Source organism: uncultured Leptotrichia sp., assembly GCF_938036635.1.
GTDB lineage: Bacteria > Fusobacteriota > Fusobacteriia > Fusobacteriales > Leptotrichiaceae > Leptotrichia > Leptotrichia hongkongensis.
On sequence record NZ_CALHQO010000036.1, the window covers coordinates 1 to 15,861 of the forward strand.

General features: G+C 30.9%; 14 protein-coding genes. 1 reads left to right on the plus strand and 13 read right to left on the minus strand.

Annotation, left to right across the window (positions count from 1 at the left end; genetic code table 11):
- The 13 genes from recJ to Q0370_RS00545 form a co-directional block, all read right to left on the minus strand.
- Positions 1 to 1,694 (minus strand): single-stranded-DNA-specific exonuclease RecJ (gene recJ, locus Q0370_RS00485; RefSeq protein ID WP_299570620.1); only part of this gene is annotated, 1,694 nt, incomplete at its 3' end.
- 88 nt (positions 1,695 to 1,782) lie between these two features.
- Positions 1,783 to 2,151: a 30S ribosome-binding factor RbfA gene (gene rbfA / locus Q0370_RS00490; RefSeq protein ID WP_021745015.1), complete on the minus strand. Its 369-nt coding sequence runs from the start codon at positions 2,149 to 2,151 to the stop codon at positions 1,783 to 1,785.
- 22 nt (positions 2,152 to 2,173) lie between these two features.
- Positions 2,174 to 5,227 carry a translation initiation factor IF-2 gene (gene infB / locus Q0370_RS00495; RefSeq protein ID WP_299570624.1) on the minus strand — a complete coding sequence of 1,018 codons (3,054 nt, stop codon included), beginning with the start codon at positions 5,225 to 5,227 and terminating at the stop codon, positions 2,174 to 2,176.
- Positions 5,224 to 5,793 carry a DUF448 domain-containing protein gene (locus Q0370_RS00500; protein WP_299570626.1) on the minus strand — a complete coding sequence of 190 codons (570 nt, stop codon included), beginning with the start codon at positions 5,791 to 5,793 and terminating at the stop codon, positions 5,224 to 5,226. Before Q0370_RS00500 ends, infB begins: the two co-directional genes overlap by 4 nt.
- Positions 5,794 to 5,845: 52 nt before the next feature.
- Positions 5,846 to 7,048 (minus strand): transcription termination factor NusA, encoded by a 1,203-nt coding sequence (gene nusA / locus Q0370_RS00505; RefSeq protein ID WP_299570647.1) that lies wholly within the window; start codon positions 7,046 to 7,048, stop codon positions 5,846 to 5,848.
- Entirely contained in the window at positions 7,048 to 7,536 is a 489-nt protein-coding gene (gene rimP / locus Q0370_RS00510) for a ribosome maturation factor RimP (RefSeq protein ID WP_299570628.1), read from the minus strand. The genes nusA and rimP overlap by 1 nt, the downstream gene beginning before the upstream one ends.
- 452 nt (positions 7,537 to 7,988) lie before the next feature.
- Positions 7,989 to 8,153, minus strand: a complete 165-nt coding sequence (locus Q0370_RS00515; RefSeq protein WP_172618771.1) for a hypothetical protein — start codon at positions 8,151 to 8,153, stop codon at positions 7,989 to 7,991.
- A gap of 19 nt (positions 8,154 to 8,172) precedes the next feature.
- Entirely contained in the window at positions 8,173 to 8,454 is a 282-nt protein-coding gene (locus Q0370_RS00520; protein ID WP_036087903.1) for a type II toxin-antitoxin system HicB family antitoxin, read from the minus strand.
- A 58-nt stretch (positions 8,455 to 8,512) separates the two neighbouring features.
- Positions 8,513 to 8,680 carry a type II toxin-antitoxin system HicA family toxin gene (locus tag Q0370_RS00525; RefSeq protein ID WP_299570635.1) on the minus strand — a complete coding sequence of 56 codons (168 nt, stop codon included), beginning with the start codon at positions 8,678 to 8,680 and terminating at the stop codon, positions 8,513 to 8,515.
- 78 nt (positions 8,681 to 8,758) lie between these two features.
- Positions 8,759 to 9,652 (minus strand): homoserine kinase, encoded by an 894-nt coding sequence (thrB, locus tag Q0370_RS00530; RefSeq protein ID WP_299570637.1) that lies wholly within the window; start codon positions 9,650 to 9,652, stop codon positions 8,759 to 8,761.
- 93 nt (positions 9,653 to 9,745) lie between these two features.
- Positions 9,746 to 12,043 (minus strand): spherulation-specific family 4 protein, encoded by a 2,298-nt coding sequence (locus tag Q0370_RS00535; protein WP_299570639.1) that lies wholly within the window; start codon positions 12,041 to 12,043, stop codon positions 9,746 to 9,748.
- Between the two features lie 112 nt (positions 12,044 to 12,155).
- Positions 12,156 to 13,748, minus strand: a complete 1,593-nt coding sequence (gene serA / locus Q0370_RS00540) for a phosphoglycerate dehydrogenase (RefSeq protein WP_299570641.1) — start codon at positions 13,746 to 13,748, stop codon at positions 12,156 to 12,158.
- Between the two features lie 192 nt (positions 13,749 to 13,940).
- Positions 13,941 to 14,510 carry a hypothetical protein gene (locus tag Q0370_RS00545; protein WP_299570643.1) on the minus strand — a complete coding sequence of 190 codons (570 nt, stop codon included), beginning with the start codon at positions 14,508 to 14,510 and terminating at the stop codon, positions 13,941 to 13,943.
- Positions 14,511 to 14,757: 247 nt separating this feature from the next.
- Between Q0370_RS00545 and ytvI the strand changes: the two genes are divergently transcribed.
- On the plus strand, positions 14,758 to 15,861 hold a 1,104-nt coding region (ytvI, locus tag Q0370_RS00550), incomplete at its 3' end, for a sporulation integral membrane protein YtvI (RefSeq protein WP_299570645.1).

Below are 15,861 nucleotides of genomic sequence, written 5' to 3' on the forward strand. Positions count from 1 at the left end.
TTAAAATCTTTTATTTTCAATTCGATAAATAAATCTGAATGTCCTGACTTAAATATCGGAGTATAAACTATTTTAAATTTTTTCTTATAAAAATTATTTGCTTTCAATTTATGTCCTAAATTATATCCAATTACTGAAATAATACGGTTATTTTTTCTGACAAATCCTTTAAAATGTCGATTATTTATCCCAAATCTCGTTAAATTTAGAAAATTAATGTCTGAATCCATAAAGTTCGGCTCCTGATTATCTAGCCCAAAAGGCGACAGCCTATTTATTTCATGTAATTTTCTTTTGTTTAAATACTCAATATTCAACCATGCATCAACATACAAAGTTTTTTGCACATTTTCCCTATTTTTTCTTGCAAGTCTTTGCCGCAGATGTTTTTCAATTTCACCTAAATATTTTTCTGAAACAAGAAATCCTGCCGCCAAGTCATGTCCTCCAAATCGCTCCAATTTATCCGACACGCTTTTTAAAATATCAAAAATGTTAATTCCTTCAATACTTCTGCATGATGCCTTTCCATATCCATTTTTTATTGAAATAAGAATTACTGGAATATTGTATTTTATCGAGATTCTTGAGCAGACTACTCCAATTACGCCAGAATGCCATTTTCTGCTTTTCATAAAAATATATTTCGGGCGTTCTAGGCGCTGTATTTTTTCTTCCAGCTCATTATAAATCTCATTTTCCAAATAACGTCTGATTTTATTAGCTCGCTTCATTTCCTCAATAATCGAGAAAAGTTTAAAGTCATCTTCCTGAATAAAGAAATTTACAACAATTTTTGAATTATCAATTCTTCCAAGTGCATTAAAAATTGGTGCAATAAAAAATCCAATATCGCTAGTTGTTATATTTCTAGGATTTATCTTCAAATAGTTAATAATATACTTTAAACCTTTTATTTTGGTTTTTTTTAAATTATTTAGTCCTTTTTTTATGATAAACCTGTTTTCATCAGTCATTGGTACAACATCTGCAACTGTTCCGATCATTATAATATCCATATAATCATATAGTATTTTTTTATTTGCACCATATCTTTCATAAATAGCATCAGCAAGTTTAAAGGCAACTCCTGAACCCGAGAGAGATTTATTTGGATAAGTTTTACTAGTCTTTGGATTTATTGTAAGAATACCCAATTCTTTTTCCTGATTCTTATCTTCCAGAACTCCAATCTGCCTATGATGATCTGTTATAATTATATCGATACCGCTATTTTTTAACATTAATATCTCTTCATGGTTATTTATTGAAATATCAACTGTTATAAATAATTTTGCATCCCGTTTTTTCAAAAAATTTAAAAGGTTTTTATTTATACCTATCCCTTCGTGAACACGATTTGGAATATAATAATCAACATTAAGTCCCAATTTTCGTAGCATTATTACTAGATATGCTACTCCAGATATACCATCAACGTCATAATCTCCATAAATTACAATTTTTTCTTTATTTTTCCCAGCTTTTTTTATTCTTTCTACGACTTTTTCCATATTTTCAAATAAAAATGGATTATGAATATCTTTTTTATCTGAATTTAAAAACTTAGAAACTTTTTCCTTTGTGTCAATTCCTCGATTCAAAAGCAGCCTTGAAATTAATCTGCTTTCACCAAATTCAGAACTTTTTGTTGTCAAATAATCTTCATTATAGCTTTTTAATTCCCATTTCATTACAAGATTAATCGCTTCCTTTTTTGTTTAGTTGAAGGACTGCTTCAAAATCAAACTAGTTCTATATTTTTAAAGCAGATCCATGTTTTTATTCAATATTGTGATCATCCTTTTTTATTTCGTTCAATATCGAAGCAATTTTTACTCCGTATTCAACGCTGTCATCCAAATGAATTCTCACTTCTGGAACAAATCTTATCGACAGCTGTGAACCTATTTTTTTCCTAAAAAAACCTTTTAACTTATTCAAATCTTCGGCGATTTTTTCTTTATTTACCCTATCTTTCAAATCTAGTACCGAAAATGTTAAATCAAGGTATCTTCCATCTTTTGTCAGCTCAACCTTGTGAATTGATACAAGATTTTTTATTTTGTCATTTTTTATTTCTGTTAAAAGTGTCATTCCGATAATTCTTGATATTTCCTTTTCCAGTCCTCTTTTTCTTCTATCATTCATACAATTATCACCTATCTATTCGTTATCTTGGGATTTCTTCCATAATGTACGATTCAATAATATCTCCAGCTTTAATATCATTAAAATCTTGGATACCAATTCCACATTCTTGTCCCATTACAACTTCTTTAACATCATCTTTAAACCGTTTTAACGAACCTAATTCACCATCAAAAATGATAATTCCATCACGAATTACACGAATTTTTGAATCTTTTGTAACTTTTCCATCAACAACGATTGCTCCAGCGATATTTCCAACATTTGATACTTTAAACACTTGCTTAACTTCTATTCTTCCATAGTAAACTTCTTTAAATTCAGGATCAAGCATTCCTTTCATTGCCTTCTCAATTTCTTCAGTTGCATGGTAGATTACGTTATAGTTTCTAATTTCTACTCCAATTTTTTCAGAAATGATTCTAGCTGGTGTTGTTGGACGTACATTAAATGCAATTATAATCGCATTTGATGCTTCTGCAAGTTTTACGTCTCCTTCTGTTACAGCTCCTGCACTTCCTTGAATTACATTAATTACAACTTTTTCAGTATTAAGTTTTTCAAGCGATTCTCTTAGTGCTTCAACAGACCCTTTTGAATCAGCTCTTATAATACATTTCAATTCTTTCAATTCTTGTTCTTCTAATTCTTGAGACAAGCTTTCTAGTGAAATATGTTTTTTCTTGTTCTGCTCGTTTACCTTTTTCTCTCTAATAAAGTCTTCTACAATTTTTTTAGCTTGCTTATCGCTTTCTACACCATATAAAACATCACCTGCATTTGGCACAACATTAAATCCTGTAATTTCTACTGGCTGTGAAACAATGGCTTTATTTATTTTTTTACCTCTGTCATCAAGCATTGAACGGACTCTACCATGAGCTTCCCCTGCTACGAACACATCTCCAATTTTAAGTGTCCCTTCCTGCACAAGTACATCGGCAACTGCTCCCATTTTTGGATCCAGTCTTGACTCTACTACAACCGCTTTAGGACGTTTATTTGGATTGGCCTTCAATTCTTCAAGTTCCGCTGTAATTAGTATTGTTTCAAGAAGTTCTTCCAAATTAATTTTCTGTTTTGCAGAAATTTCAACAAATTCAGTAGTTCCTCCCCATTCAGGTGACATCAGTCCATATTCAGTCAATTCAGTTCTGACTTTCATAGGATCTGCACCTGGTTTATCAATTTTATTAATTGCAACGATTATTGGAACTCCTGCTTCCTTAGCATGAGAAATTGCCTCTACAGTTTGAGGTTTTACTCCATCATCAGCTGCTACAATTAGAATCGAAATATCTGTAATATTCGCTCCTCTTGCCCTCATTTCAGTAAACGCCTCATGTCCTGGAGTATCAATAAATGTAATTCTTTGACCTTTCCAGTTTACTTGATAAGCTCCTATTTTTTGTGTGATTCCTCCAGCTTCATCACCCATTACATTTGTGTGTCTAAGTGCATCTAATAATGATGTCTTACCGTGGTCAACGTGTCCCATTATTGTAATAACAGGTGCTCTTGTTACAAGTTCTTCATCTGTATCTTCCTGCTCAAGCTGGTATTTTTCACCATAACTCACTTCTTCAACTACTTCTTTTTCTACAATTACTTCATATTCAAGAGCCACTTCTTCGGCTTCTTCAAATGATAAAATTGCATTTGCAGTAAGAAGTTTTCCTTCCATAAAGAATTTTTTAATTATATCAGAAACATTAATTCCTAGTTTTTCAGCTAAATCTTTAATAACAATCTCTTCTCCAATTGTTATCATTCCTATGCTCTCTCCTTCAATTCTAACAATTTCATCTTTGACAACTTTTTCTTGTTTCTTGTTTTTCTTTTTCTTTTTGTCGTCTTTTCTAAAGTCTGAACGAAGTTCTTTTTCTTGATGTTCTCTGTCTCTTCTATTTTTTTCGTATTTTTTCTTCTCAAATTTTCCTTTTCCTTTTCCACCAGCTTTCCCTTTTTCAGCTACTGATGCTGAAGGAATTTCAGATGCTGGCTCCTTTTTAGCATTAGAAAAACTTCGGCTTTCTCTTCTAAAGTCATCTCTGTCCTTATTAAATCCGCCTTTATCAGAAAATCCTCTATTGTCCTGTCTGTCTCTAAAGTTTCTTGTGCTACTTTGGTTATCTCTATCTCGACTTTGGAAACTTCGGTTGTCACGGCCATCTCTTGATTGAGAATTTCCATCTCTGTTAAAGTTTCTATTATCTTTTCTGAAGTTGTCTCTTCCTTCTCTTCTAAATCCATCTTTGTTTCTATCTTCTCTGTTTCGGTTATCTCGATTTTGGAAGTTTCTTCCTCCATTTTCCCTATTGTCTTGATTGTCTTTATTTTGGAAGCTTCGGTTATCACGGCTATCTCTTGATTGAAAATTTCCATCTCTGTTAAAGTTTCTATTATCTTTTCTGAAATTATCTCTTCCTTCTCTTCTAAATCCGTCTTTGTTTCTGTCTTCCCTATTTCGATTGTCTCGATTTTGGAAGTTTCTTCCTCCATTTTCTCTGTTCTCTCTATTTTGAAAATTCTGCTTATCTTTATTTACTTCATTCATTTTATTACTCTGACTACTCAAATTAACTTTCATCTCCATTTTCTTTTTATTTTCTTTTTTATCAAATTTATTTGACTGCTCATATTTATGATTTTTATTATTATCTAAATCTTTTGTATTATTCAGATTATTTTTATTACTATTATCTGATTTATTTTCTGCATTTAGTTTAATATCTTTTTCCAATGGCTGTTTTGATTTGTCATAATTTTTATTAATGTTTTCTTGTTCATTAATTTTATTATGTTCAATACTATTGTTTTTTTGATTGTCTGAATGGCTATTTACTATTTTTGCAATATTTTCATTTGATTTAATTTCTTTTTTATTCAGATTCTCCGTTTTACCGTTATTTTGATTATTTTGGACACCTTTTTGAAGTTTTTTCCTTATAAGGCTTACTTCTTCATCACTTAGTACATTCATGTGGTGTTTTTTATCTACCCCAAATTTTCTGATTTCCTCCATAAATTTTGTTGCCGTAAAACCATTTTCCTTTGCTAATTCATGCACTTTCATCCATTCATCACCTCCACTTTGCTTAATATTCCTTTTATTACTTTTTTGTTAAAAATACCTATGACATTTACATCTCTTGAAAAAAGTCTTATTAATTCTTCTTTCTTTTCAATAAATATAATTTCAAAATTAAAATTTTTTTTCATTTTTTCAAATTCTTCAATATATTTTGCCTTTATATCTGATGGAATAATCACAAGTTTTATCTTATCACGTTTTATTCCATCAAAAACTTCATCTATTCCAAACACAAAATATTCAGAATTTTTCATTGGCCTTAAAATATCTATTATGTTTTTCTTTTCATTCTTTACTTGCTCCAGCATTTTTACTAGCTGTTCAATTTCAATATTATATTTCTTATGTTTTGAAAGCTTTTCAATGCATTCGTTCGTTTTACAGACGTAAAATCCTCTTGCCTGAACTTTCATTTCCTTATCAAAAATATATTTTCCATCCTGCTCAGTTATCCGAAAAAATTCATTTTTTTGACCTTTTCTTCTGCAACATATACACATTCTTTCAGGCTTGTTTATTTCTTTTACATTTTTATTCAATGTATCCAAACTATCCGTTCATCTCCTTGTTTGATACAATTTAATTTAAAATTGATCTTTTTTATTCACCATCTTCGTTAAGTACGGCAAACGCACTTTCTTCAACTTCATAATCATCTTGCAGATTATCAGATTTTTCAATGCTTTCTATTTCATCTAACGAATCCCCAAAAGCACTTTTTTCTTCAAATTCTCTATTCTCCTCTACCTCAGATGGCTCTGTATGGATATCAATTTTTACACCGCACAGTCTTGCTGCAAGCCTTGAATTTTGACCTTTTTTACCAATTGCAAGCGATAACTGATTTTCTGCTACAAGCACTCTTGCAACTTTCATATTTTCTTCGCCTTCCTCAATGATTTCTACTGACAGAACTTCTGCAGGATTTAAGGCATTTTTTACAAATTCCGTTATATCCTCATTCCAAAGAACAATATCGATTTTTTCTCCACAAAGTTCATCGATAATATTTTGGATTCTCATTCCATTACGCCCAATACATGCACCTTTAACGTCCAGATTCTCATCATTTGAGTAAACAGCCACTTTAGAACGGCTTCCCGCTTCCCTTGCGATGTTTCTGATTTCAATAATTTCCTCATAAATTTCAGGAACTTCTAATTCAAGCAGTCCTCGAAGTAATTCTTCAGATTTTCTTGAAACAAAAGTTTTTGTAAATTTTGTAGATTCTTCCACAGCACCGATATAAATTTTAATTCTATCTCCTTGCCTGAATACATCTACTGGCGATAATTCCTTTGCTGGTACAATTGCTTCAAGTCCATTTATATCCACATACAAATTTCCTTTTTCATCAGTCTTTCTAACATTTGCAGAAACAATTGAATTTTCAATTTCTTTAAATTTATTAAAGATATTTCTTTTTTCACATTCTCTAACTTTTTGTACAACAATCTGTTTTGCATTCTGAATAGCATTTCTCTTAAAATTTTCTGCATTAATTTCCAAATCTAGAATATCTCCTAGTTTAGCACGCTTTTTAACAGAAATTGCATCTTGCAGACTAATTTCCTCTTCGGGATTTTCTACGTTTTCTACAATCAGTCTTTGTGAATAAACCTTTACATCTCCACTATTTCTATTAATTGTTACCTTTACATTGTCCTTTTCACCATAATTTTTTTTGTATGCCGCAAGCAATGCGGTTTCTATTGTTTCCAGCAATTCTTCCTTTAAAATTCCCTTTTCTTTTTCAAGTTCATCAAGTGCTTCCAAAAATATTTTTTGATCTCGCCCTTTCATCATTCCTCCTCACTATTTAATATGCCATTTGGTAATTCATATATTAAATTTGCTTTCTTTAATTTAGAAAGTGGTATTTCCATTATTTTTTCCAATTTATCATCTAAAAGGAAAACCGTATCATTCTCAAATTTTTCCAATTTTCCTAAAAATCTCTTCACCCCATCAATGTTACTCTTAGCCTGAACGTTAATTCTCTCTCCCAAAAATCTCACAAAATCCTTAGGTTTTCTCAATCTACGCTCAACTCCAGGTGTTGAAACCTCTAGAAAAAACTTCTCCTCAATCAATTCATCCGCAATCCCATCAATCTCACGGCTAAAATCAATACAATCATCAAGTGTAGTAGTTCCATCTAGTTTCTCCACATATACTCTCAAATAATTATATCCCCCATCCCTCACATATTCCAAATCTGCCAATTCCAGATTCAGATTCTTTAAATGCGGTTCGATTTTCTTCTCAAACTCATCTAAAATCTGTTCCATAAAATTACACCTCATATCTAAAACTAAAGAGTGGGCTAACCCACTCTCTACCTAAAATTATTTTCTACAATTATAATAACACATTTTCGCTTTTTTTTCAACCCCCTAATTTTATTCTCAAACAAAAAAACAACCTTATATAAAAGTTGTTATTTTCTAAACCTTATTTTAATGGATAACTTACTTTAACATTTTTATCATTTTTTGCTGTTTTTTTGACATTTTCCGTAACTCCTAATGTGCATTTTTATTGACTTTGAATAGATTTTTCTCTACTTTTTTAATTTTTAGTAGTGGTAGGAATTTTTACCACGAACTTATTGTACCACATTTTTTTGATTTTTCAAAATTTTTTTAAAAATTATTGTCAAAATTTATTCTCCTAAATAAAAAGATACCAAAAAACAAATTTTGTAATTCAGTATCCTTTTTGAAATCTACTTCCAATACTTTTACTTCATAGATGAAAATATTTTATTCAAGGCTTCTTCAGCCTTTTTTGAAAGATTACTTTCTGGAAATTCTTTTACTGTATAAGTACGTCTTTCAGTCAAGCCCTTTTGTGACATTCCTTTATTTATTTTTGCTAATTCGCCTTTTTTTACAATTATAGCCATAATAATTTCTCCATTTTCACTAAATATTTAACTTTTTTATAAAATCTGTATCTGCTGTTATTAATTGTAATATTTCATTTTCTTTTAAATTTTTGTCAAGTTCGTAATATGTGCTTGGCTCCCTTATAAATTCGTTATCTTCTTCAGAAATTAATAAATACCCTTCCAAAGCATCTTTTGCCATATATAATGCTTCTTCCATATTATCTCCACATGAAAAACAACCTGGTAAGTCAGGATAATAAATGCTGTATTTCCCATCTTTTTCTTTTTCAAAGACTGCATAATAATTATATTTCATAGATTTATCACTCCTTTTAACCCATTTTAGTGGAACAAACTGGCTATTTCAAGCCAGCCTATTTCAAGATACTGTTTACTGTTCCTGCCGTCAAATCCTTTTTAGGATGAGGAACAGTAACTTTGCCAATTTTGTTAGGATGTTTGAAATGATGATGGCTACCAACTATTTTTCTTAATACCCAGCCATCTTTTTCCAACATTTTAATAATTTCCTTTGAAGACATTTATCCTCCTAACAAAACTATTTTAGCACACATCTTAAAATATGTAAATAAGCTTTGAAAGATTAATTTTTTATAAAATCAATAAACCTCCGCACCCTTCAAATTGATTTTCTTCTTTTCAATAGTCCAGTTATCCGATAATTCTGCAAGTTCTTTTTTCATATTTTCCAAAAATTCATCATTGTCGTAATTCAAGGAAATCAATGTAGGCCCTGCACCGCTTATATATTCTCCCAATGCACCGTGTTTTTTAGAGGCTTCAAAGATCTTTTCTGAATCATTTATTAATGCGAATCTATAAGGCTGGTGGATTTTATCGCCTAAAAGAAAACGTAAGTTGTCATATTCTCCTTTGTTAAAGGCGTTTACAAGTAAACCTAGTTTTGAGATGTTATTTATTGCATCAGAAACTAGATATGTTTTTGGCAAGACACTTCTTGCTTTTTCTGTCGATAATTTAAAATCTGGAATCATTACGTAGAAACATAAGTCATCAGAATTTATTAATGAACTGTATACAAGGTTTTCCTTATCATGTGCAGTAAGTACCATTCCACCAAAGATTGCGGGTACCACATTATCAGGATGCCCTTCCATTTCCACAGCCAGTCTTGCCACCTCATTAATATCCAGCACATTACCAGCAAATTTATTTGCAATCATAATACCAGCGACAATAGCCGATGAACTGCTTCCTAGCCCACGTGAAATCGGAATATCATTTTTCACAATATTTACCTTATAGCTTGGAATATTTTTTACCAAATACTTTTCTGTATATTTTATCGCTTCAAAAATTAAATTTTCCTCAATCGGAATCGAAAACGGCTCTCCATTTTCCAAAAATTCAATTTTATCACTTTCCTCCACTTCCAGCTCCAAAAAGTAATCCAATGCAACTCCCAAACAGTCATATCCCACACCAATATTAGCTGATGTTCCCGGTACTTTTACTTTAAATTTTAAACCCATTTTATTTTTAAAATTGAGAAAAATCTAACTCTTCTCAATTTATCTCCTTTCGTTTTTTTACTCTTTCCTTCTGATATTTAATTTTTTTAGCTCCTAAAAACTTGCTTCTAATCCCAATTTTATTGAGCTGTTTTTTGAATCTGCCAGTCCATATCCAAGACTTGCTTTCACATAATCATTTATTCTATAGTTTGTTCCTAATTCAACATTAAATACACCTCTCGAATAAGATAAAGGCGCTATTTTATAATTTCCATAATTTCTTTTGCCGTGATATGAGTCTTTTTTAGCTCTAAGTCCATATTCAGCCTTCCCAAATATGTCAAATTGTCCAATTGTTTTTTCAGCATACACTCCAAGCAACCACTCTAAACCGCTTTTTGTTGATTCTGAAATATCTAGCTTATCCATTTTACCTTCAGAGACTCTTATCGCCGCTAAACCTATATATGGCTTTACGTATCCATTATCTATAAAAAATTTATATCCTAATTTTGTAGTATAATCTAAAATTTGTGACTTATATTTTACATCATTCATTAACCCAGCGCCTGTTTCTGTTTTAAATTTATGACTATTGCCAGAATATGTTAATACATTTGTTAAGTCAATATTGTCATTAAATTCATATTTTCCGCTTAATATAAACTGATGTGACTTTATTTTTTCATCTATTCCTTCAAAATTTCCTTTATAATTTACTTTTGAATCTTGATAGCCTAAACCTCCACCAACTGTAAATTTACCAAAGTTTTTCATAATTGAAATTAATATTCCTCTGCTGTCTGAATCATACTCTACGCTACTTTTTTTATCTTTGTAGTCTGTGCTAAAGTTCCCAATGTATGTAAAATCAATATCCGTCTTGCCTTCTTCTGTGTTCTGTAAATTTTGAAAAATAGAAGATTTAATATTTTTTACTAAATCAAGATTGACTTTTGATCTTGGAGCTTCTAATGGCGTTTGCGTTGACAAAGTCGATGGTGAAGCAACTCTAGTCATTAGTTTATTAGAATTTTGTGAAAGCGCAGGAACAACTAAAGGAGTGTTTATATTATCAACTAATGATGAAAAATTGGTTGGCAAGTTGTTATAGTTTGTATCATTTACAATATATAGCCATCCAACATTTCTCTCTCTCGACAATCTTATAATTTCATCATATTGTGCTGGAGTCGCCCCGTAAATAATGTGCATAATCCGATTTGCATTTGCAGGGTTATTTTCAAAGGCCGAGCTTGGTGCACGATAATTATTTAGATATGTGCTGGCACTAACTTCCTTTGTTACAAATATATCTGAATATGGTGCAATTGAATCAGTTATGCTTTTTCCAGGATTTCCTACAACCATTAAATTAGGATATTTTGATTTTATGCTTTTATAGACATTTTCCATATATCTTGCATTTGCATCTGTCCCGCTTGCCATTTCATCCAGAAAAACTCCCGAAAAATTGTTCATTCCATATAAATTTCCGTATTTATCTAAATCTGCAATAATGTCTGCTGCACTTTTTGATTGATATCCAGTCGCTACATAAGCTATATTTTTTATTCCTGAATTAATGTTTGATGAAATTTGACGAACATAATTTGCATCGACTACCGTTCCTGGTCCACTTGATGGATTCAAGACAACATAAGGTATTTTTGAACCACCCATATTTGTCACTTGCTGCCAGTAAGGATCATTTGAATGGGGGTATTTATATATGGGTATCAATATTTGCTGATTTATTACCCTGGTTGTCTGTGCTGATGGCGTTGATGAAGCTCCTATGCCTGAACTTGCGCCTGTGTTTACAGGTGATGTAAAAGTGCTTCCAGTATTACTTGTATTAATACTGTTTTCTGATTCATTTTTTGAATTTCGTTTTGATAACAGCATATCAAATTTTGCATTAAATGAAAATCTGATATTGTCTTCCTTTGTTGCAGGTCTTACTTTAATCCTGTCTGATTTTTCAGTATCTATTGCTCCAGTTTTATTTAAGTTTTGACTTATCAAAACGTTTTTTACATTTTCAAAATTTGACTTTTTGTCAGTTTTTTCATTATTTCCCGTATTTTCATTATAATTTACCGTATACCCAGATGGCTTTAAGGTTTCAGACGATTCCGCATTCAGCAAGCTTGCAGCACCTGCCATTAACGATGTTACAATTATTCTTTTATCTGATATAATCTTTTTATTTACAACATTGCAATACTTTTTATTTACTCTGTTTTTATTATTTTTTTTGTTTTCTAATTTATATTTTTCACTCTCGCAATATGCTTTCTTTCCAGCCTTTTCGCTATTTTTTTCAAAAATTTCCTCTTTTACATCTCTATTTATGGACCTATTACTAATTTCTAATAAATCATACGAAAATTCTTTTTTACTCATCTATACCCTTTCTTCAAAGTTGCTGTTATTTTATTTGCTGTGAGTATATCTTTACTCTATCTTCTTACTATTGCAATTTAATTCTAAGGTTAACACTTTCAATTTTATTATTTTATATTGTCAAATCCAAATAATGAGCCCATTTTATCTGACTCAGTTCTCTAAGTTCCTTCAATGATTTCTTACCAACTTCACTATCTACTGTAAGCAACATAATTGCACTGTTTTCACGTCTACCTACGTTCATTGTGGCAATATTTATATTTTCTTTTCCAAGTGTTGCCCCCACAGCTCCGATAACTCCTGGCACATCTTCATTTCCTAAATAAATCATATTGTCAGAAATTGCCATATCTACATCGTGATTCTTTATGCTAATAATTCTTTCCTCATTATTCATTCCGATTGTTCCGACAACATATATTTTCTTGCCTTCTTCATTTGTTATTACAAATTCTATTGCTGAAGAATAATTTTTATATTTATGTTCCTTTTTATTTATTGAAATATTAATCCCTCTTTTTTCAGCAAGCGGTTTTGAGTTAATATAATTAACTTCCTCTTTTAAAACTGGCTCCAGAATCCCTTTTATTGCTGTCGAATCCACAAGTGCAGTTTCCTGCTCGGCAATTTCTCCGTAATAATTAAGTACAACATTTGTAATTGGAGTTTTTTCAATTTGAAAATAAATTTTTCCTAATTTTTCAGCCAGATTTATAAATGGTTTTACAATTAAAAATTCCTCTCTTCCAATTGCAGGCAGATTCACAGCCGTTTCAACTATTTCCCCACGAAGTCCATTTAATACCTGTTTTACAACCTGAGTCCCTACATTTCGCTGTGCTTCATAAGTAGTCGCTCCAATATGTGGCGTTGTAATTGCATTTTCAAATTCATAAAGAATACATTCAGAACGTGGCTCAACCGTGTGAACATCGTATCCAAAACTCGCAATTTTCCCACTTCTTAATCCTTCAGCCACAACCTCTTCGTTAAATAACCCTCCACGTGCCGCATTTACAAGCCTTACACCGTCTTTTAACTTATGAATATTTTCAGTGTTTATCATATCCACAGTTTCTTTAGTCTTAGGCGTATGAATAGTTATCACATCTGCTTTTTCCAACAGCTCATCCAATGTTTTAGCCTTTTCACAGCCATATCTCTTAAAACGCTCATCTGAAATATACGGATCATAAGCAACAAGTTTCATTCCAAACGCTTTCATTCTCGTAGCAACCAGTCCACCAATTCTTCCAAGTCCGATAATCCCTAATGTTTTTTCAAACATCTCGCTTCCTACAAATATTTCTCTTTCCCATTTTCCACTTTTTATAAAATTATTTGCCGCAACAATATTTCTCGCAGAGGCAAGCATTAATCCAATCGCAATTTCACAAGCCGAAACTGTATTGCTGTCAGGAGTATTCGCAACAATTACCCCATGTGCAGTCGCCTCAGGAATATTGATATTATCTGTACCATTTCCAGCACGTCCGACTATTTTCAGATTTTTTGCCTTATCCAGCAGTTCCTTATCTACTTTTATAACACTTCTCACAATAAGAGCGTCATATTCACCAATTATATCCAAAATTTCTTCACGTGAAATTCCAACTTTCACATCAACTTTCACATCTCTAGCTTCCTGCAACCCTGCAATCGCCTCATCATCAATATATTCCCCAACTAATACTTTATACATTTATTTCTCCTCCTCAATTCTAATCAACACATTTATTTAATTAATATATTACCATAATTTCCAGTACAATTCAACAACATAACAATTTATAGCAACACAAAAAAATAATCGCTGTAGTTCACAACGATTATCTAATCCTGAATTTAGTTTAAAAATGAAATTTAGTACAAAACCAATTTTATTTCAAATAATTTAATCGAATTTACCATTTTTACAACGATGAGTAAATCCATTTTTTTCTTTAATTTTTATTAATATTTCCTTTGCATTTTTAAAACGTTCTTCTGAATAAAAAGAATATATATAAATATAATCTTTTGAGTCAGAAACAACTTTTAACCCATCATATTCTTTTGCTACATTCGTGATAATCTGATCTGGGCATTCTCTCTTATAATTAATACTGAAAGGAAGTCCATATCCTGTTCTTTTATCTTTAAAAGTTTGTGAAAATTTGTCCATTATCACTCCTTCTGGTAACCATAATACAATTTCTTTTCCATCAACATAATATATATTTTTTTCTGTTAATCCTCTATTTACTATATCTTGTAACAATAATTCTATTTTCTGTTTATATTTAGGATTATATATTGCTTGTGGCCCATCTTTTCTATAAGAATCTGCATCACCATCAGTATAAGTGGAGGGAGTTCCACCATAATCTACTACAGCCTGTTCATAGGCATATTGAAGATAGCCGCACGAATTTAGAAACAATAAAAAGATAAATACCATAATAAAATACTTTGTCTTTCTCATATTAATTACCTACTCTTCCTTTTAATTTTTTTAAAACATCTTCAATTTCTTTAGTTCTCTTTAATCTTTTTCTGTACATGTTATACCTGCTTTCACTTTTATTTATATAACAAATTTTAGAATATTTTAACATACATTAAAAAAAATACAACTAATTAGAAAAAATTACAGATTTACAATTTGCTGTATTTATTATATAATAATCTATAAAATGATAAATTCAATAAATAAAAAAGGAGTAGATTATATGGCAAGTTACAAAAATTTTGACTTTAAAAAATTATATTTTCTCGTTTATATTGCTTTAATTTTGCTAGTTGTATTTTTAGCATTTAAACTTGGGATATTTTTGTTTCCATTTACGATAGCGTTGTTTTTTTCAATATTGACACGGCCGTTTACACGATTTTTGCAAAAAAGGTTAAAGCTTTCAAAAAAGCTGTCCACAATAATTTCTATTGTAACATTTTTATTGATATTCTTTGGAATTATTGGCTGGGGATCATTAAAATTGATAAGTGAAATTTATAAATTATCGCAAAATCTTAACAGTTATAGCGAAATAACACAAAAATTATGGACTGACAGCATGGCAAAAGTTTATACTTATCTTGGAAATTTTCCGTCAGGATTCACAAAGCAAGTAAATGATACGATAAACAGTTTTATTTCCTCAGGCTCTTCAAAACTTGGAGGATTTATAAAAGGGCTGATAAGTTTTATTACATCTATTCCGACTGTAATTCTATATATCTGTATAACGATTCTTGCAACTTTCTTTATAAGTCTTGACAGGGATGAAATTGTATCTTTCCTAGAGCAGCAGCTTCCAAAGTCTTGGCTAGATAAAGTTTTCAATATAAAAACTGATATGTTTACAGTTCTTGGCTCATATATCAAGGCACAGATTATTTTAATGACAATATGTTTTTTTGAACTTATAGTCTGTTTAAATCTACTATCACTTTTAGGGCTAAATGTACCATATCCCCTATTAATGTCAATCATAATCTGTATAATCGATACACTCCCAATATTAGGAGCAGGAACAATCTTAATTCCATGGGCAGTAATTTCTTTTGCACTATCTGACATAAAATTAGGTATTGCCCTAATAATAATTTACCTATTTGTCCTTTCTGTAAGACAAATGCTGGAACCAAAGCTGGTAAGCCAAAATTTAGGAGTCCATCCATTAATTACACTAATCTCAATGTACTCAGGATTCAAAATTTTTGGTGTAATGGGATTCCTGATTGGGCCTGTTGTAATGATTATTTTGAAAAATGTATTTTCAAGAGAACTGGAAGTTGGATTTTTCAGGGATATTTTTGGCGATGTTCCCGATAAC

Excerpts from the sequence above, each read along its gene's own strand:
- thrB (WP_299570637.1), bottom strand. The coding sequence starts at position 9,652 with ATGGGTTTAAAATTTAAAGTAAAAGTACCGGGAACATCAGCTAATATT.
- Q0370_RS00525 (WP_299570635.1), bottom strand. The coding sequence starts at position 8,680 with ATGTCTTCAAAGGAAATTATTAAAATGTTGGAAAAAGATGGCTGGGTA.
- nusA (WP_299570647.1), bottom strand. The coding sequence starts at position 7,048 with ATGAAAGGGCGAGATCAAAAAATATTTTTGGAAGCACTTGATGAACTT.
- serA (WP_299570641.1), bottom strand. The coding sequence starts at position 13,748 with ATGTATAAAGTATTAGTTGGGGAATATATTGATGATGAGGCGATTGCA.
- infB (WP_299570624.1), bottom strand. The coding sequence starts at position 5,227 with ATGAAAGTGCATGAATTAGCAAAGGAAAATGGTTTTACGGCAACAAAA.
- rbfA (WP_021745015.1), bottom strand. The coding sequence starts at position 2,151 with ATGAATGATAGAAGAAAAAGAGGACTGGAAAAGGAAATATCAAGAATT.
- Q0370_RS00535 (WP_299570639.1), bottom strand. The coding sequence starts at position 12,043 with ATGAGTAAAAAAGAATTTTCGTATGATTTATTAGAAATTAGTAATAGG.
- rimP (WP_299570628.1), bottom strand. The coding sequence starts at position 7,536 with ATGGAACAGATTTTAGATGAGTTTGAGAAGAAAATCGAACCGCATTTA.
- Q0370_RS00545 (WP_299570643.1), bottom strand. The coding sequence starts at position 14,510 with ATGAGAAAGACAAAGTATTTTATTATGGTATTTATCTTTTTATTGTTT.
- Q0370_RS00515 (WP_172618771.1), bottom strand. The coding sequence starts at position 8,153 with ATGGCTATAATTGTAAAAAAAGGCGAATTAGCAAAAATAAATAAAGGA.
- Q0370_RS00520 (WP_036087903.1), bottom strand. The coding sequence starts at position 8,454 with ATGAAATATAATTATTATGCAGTCTTTGAAAAAGAAAAAGATGGGAAA.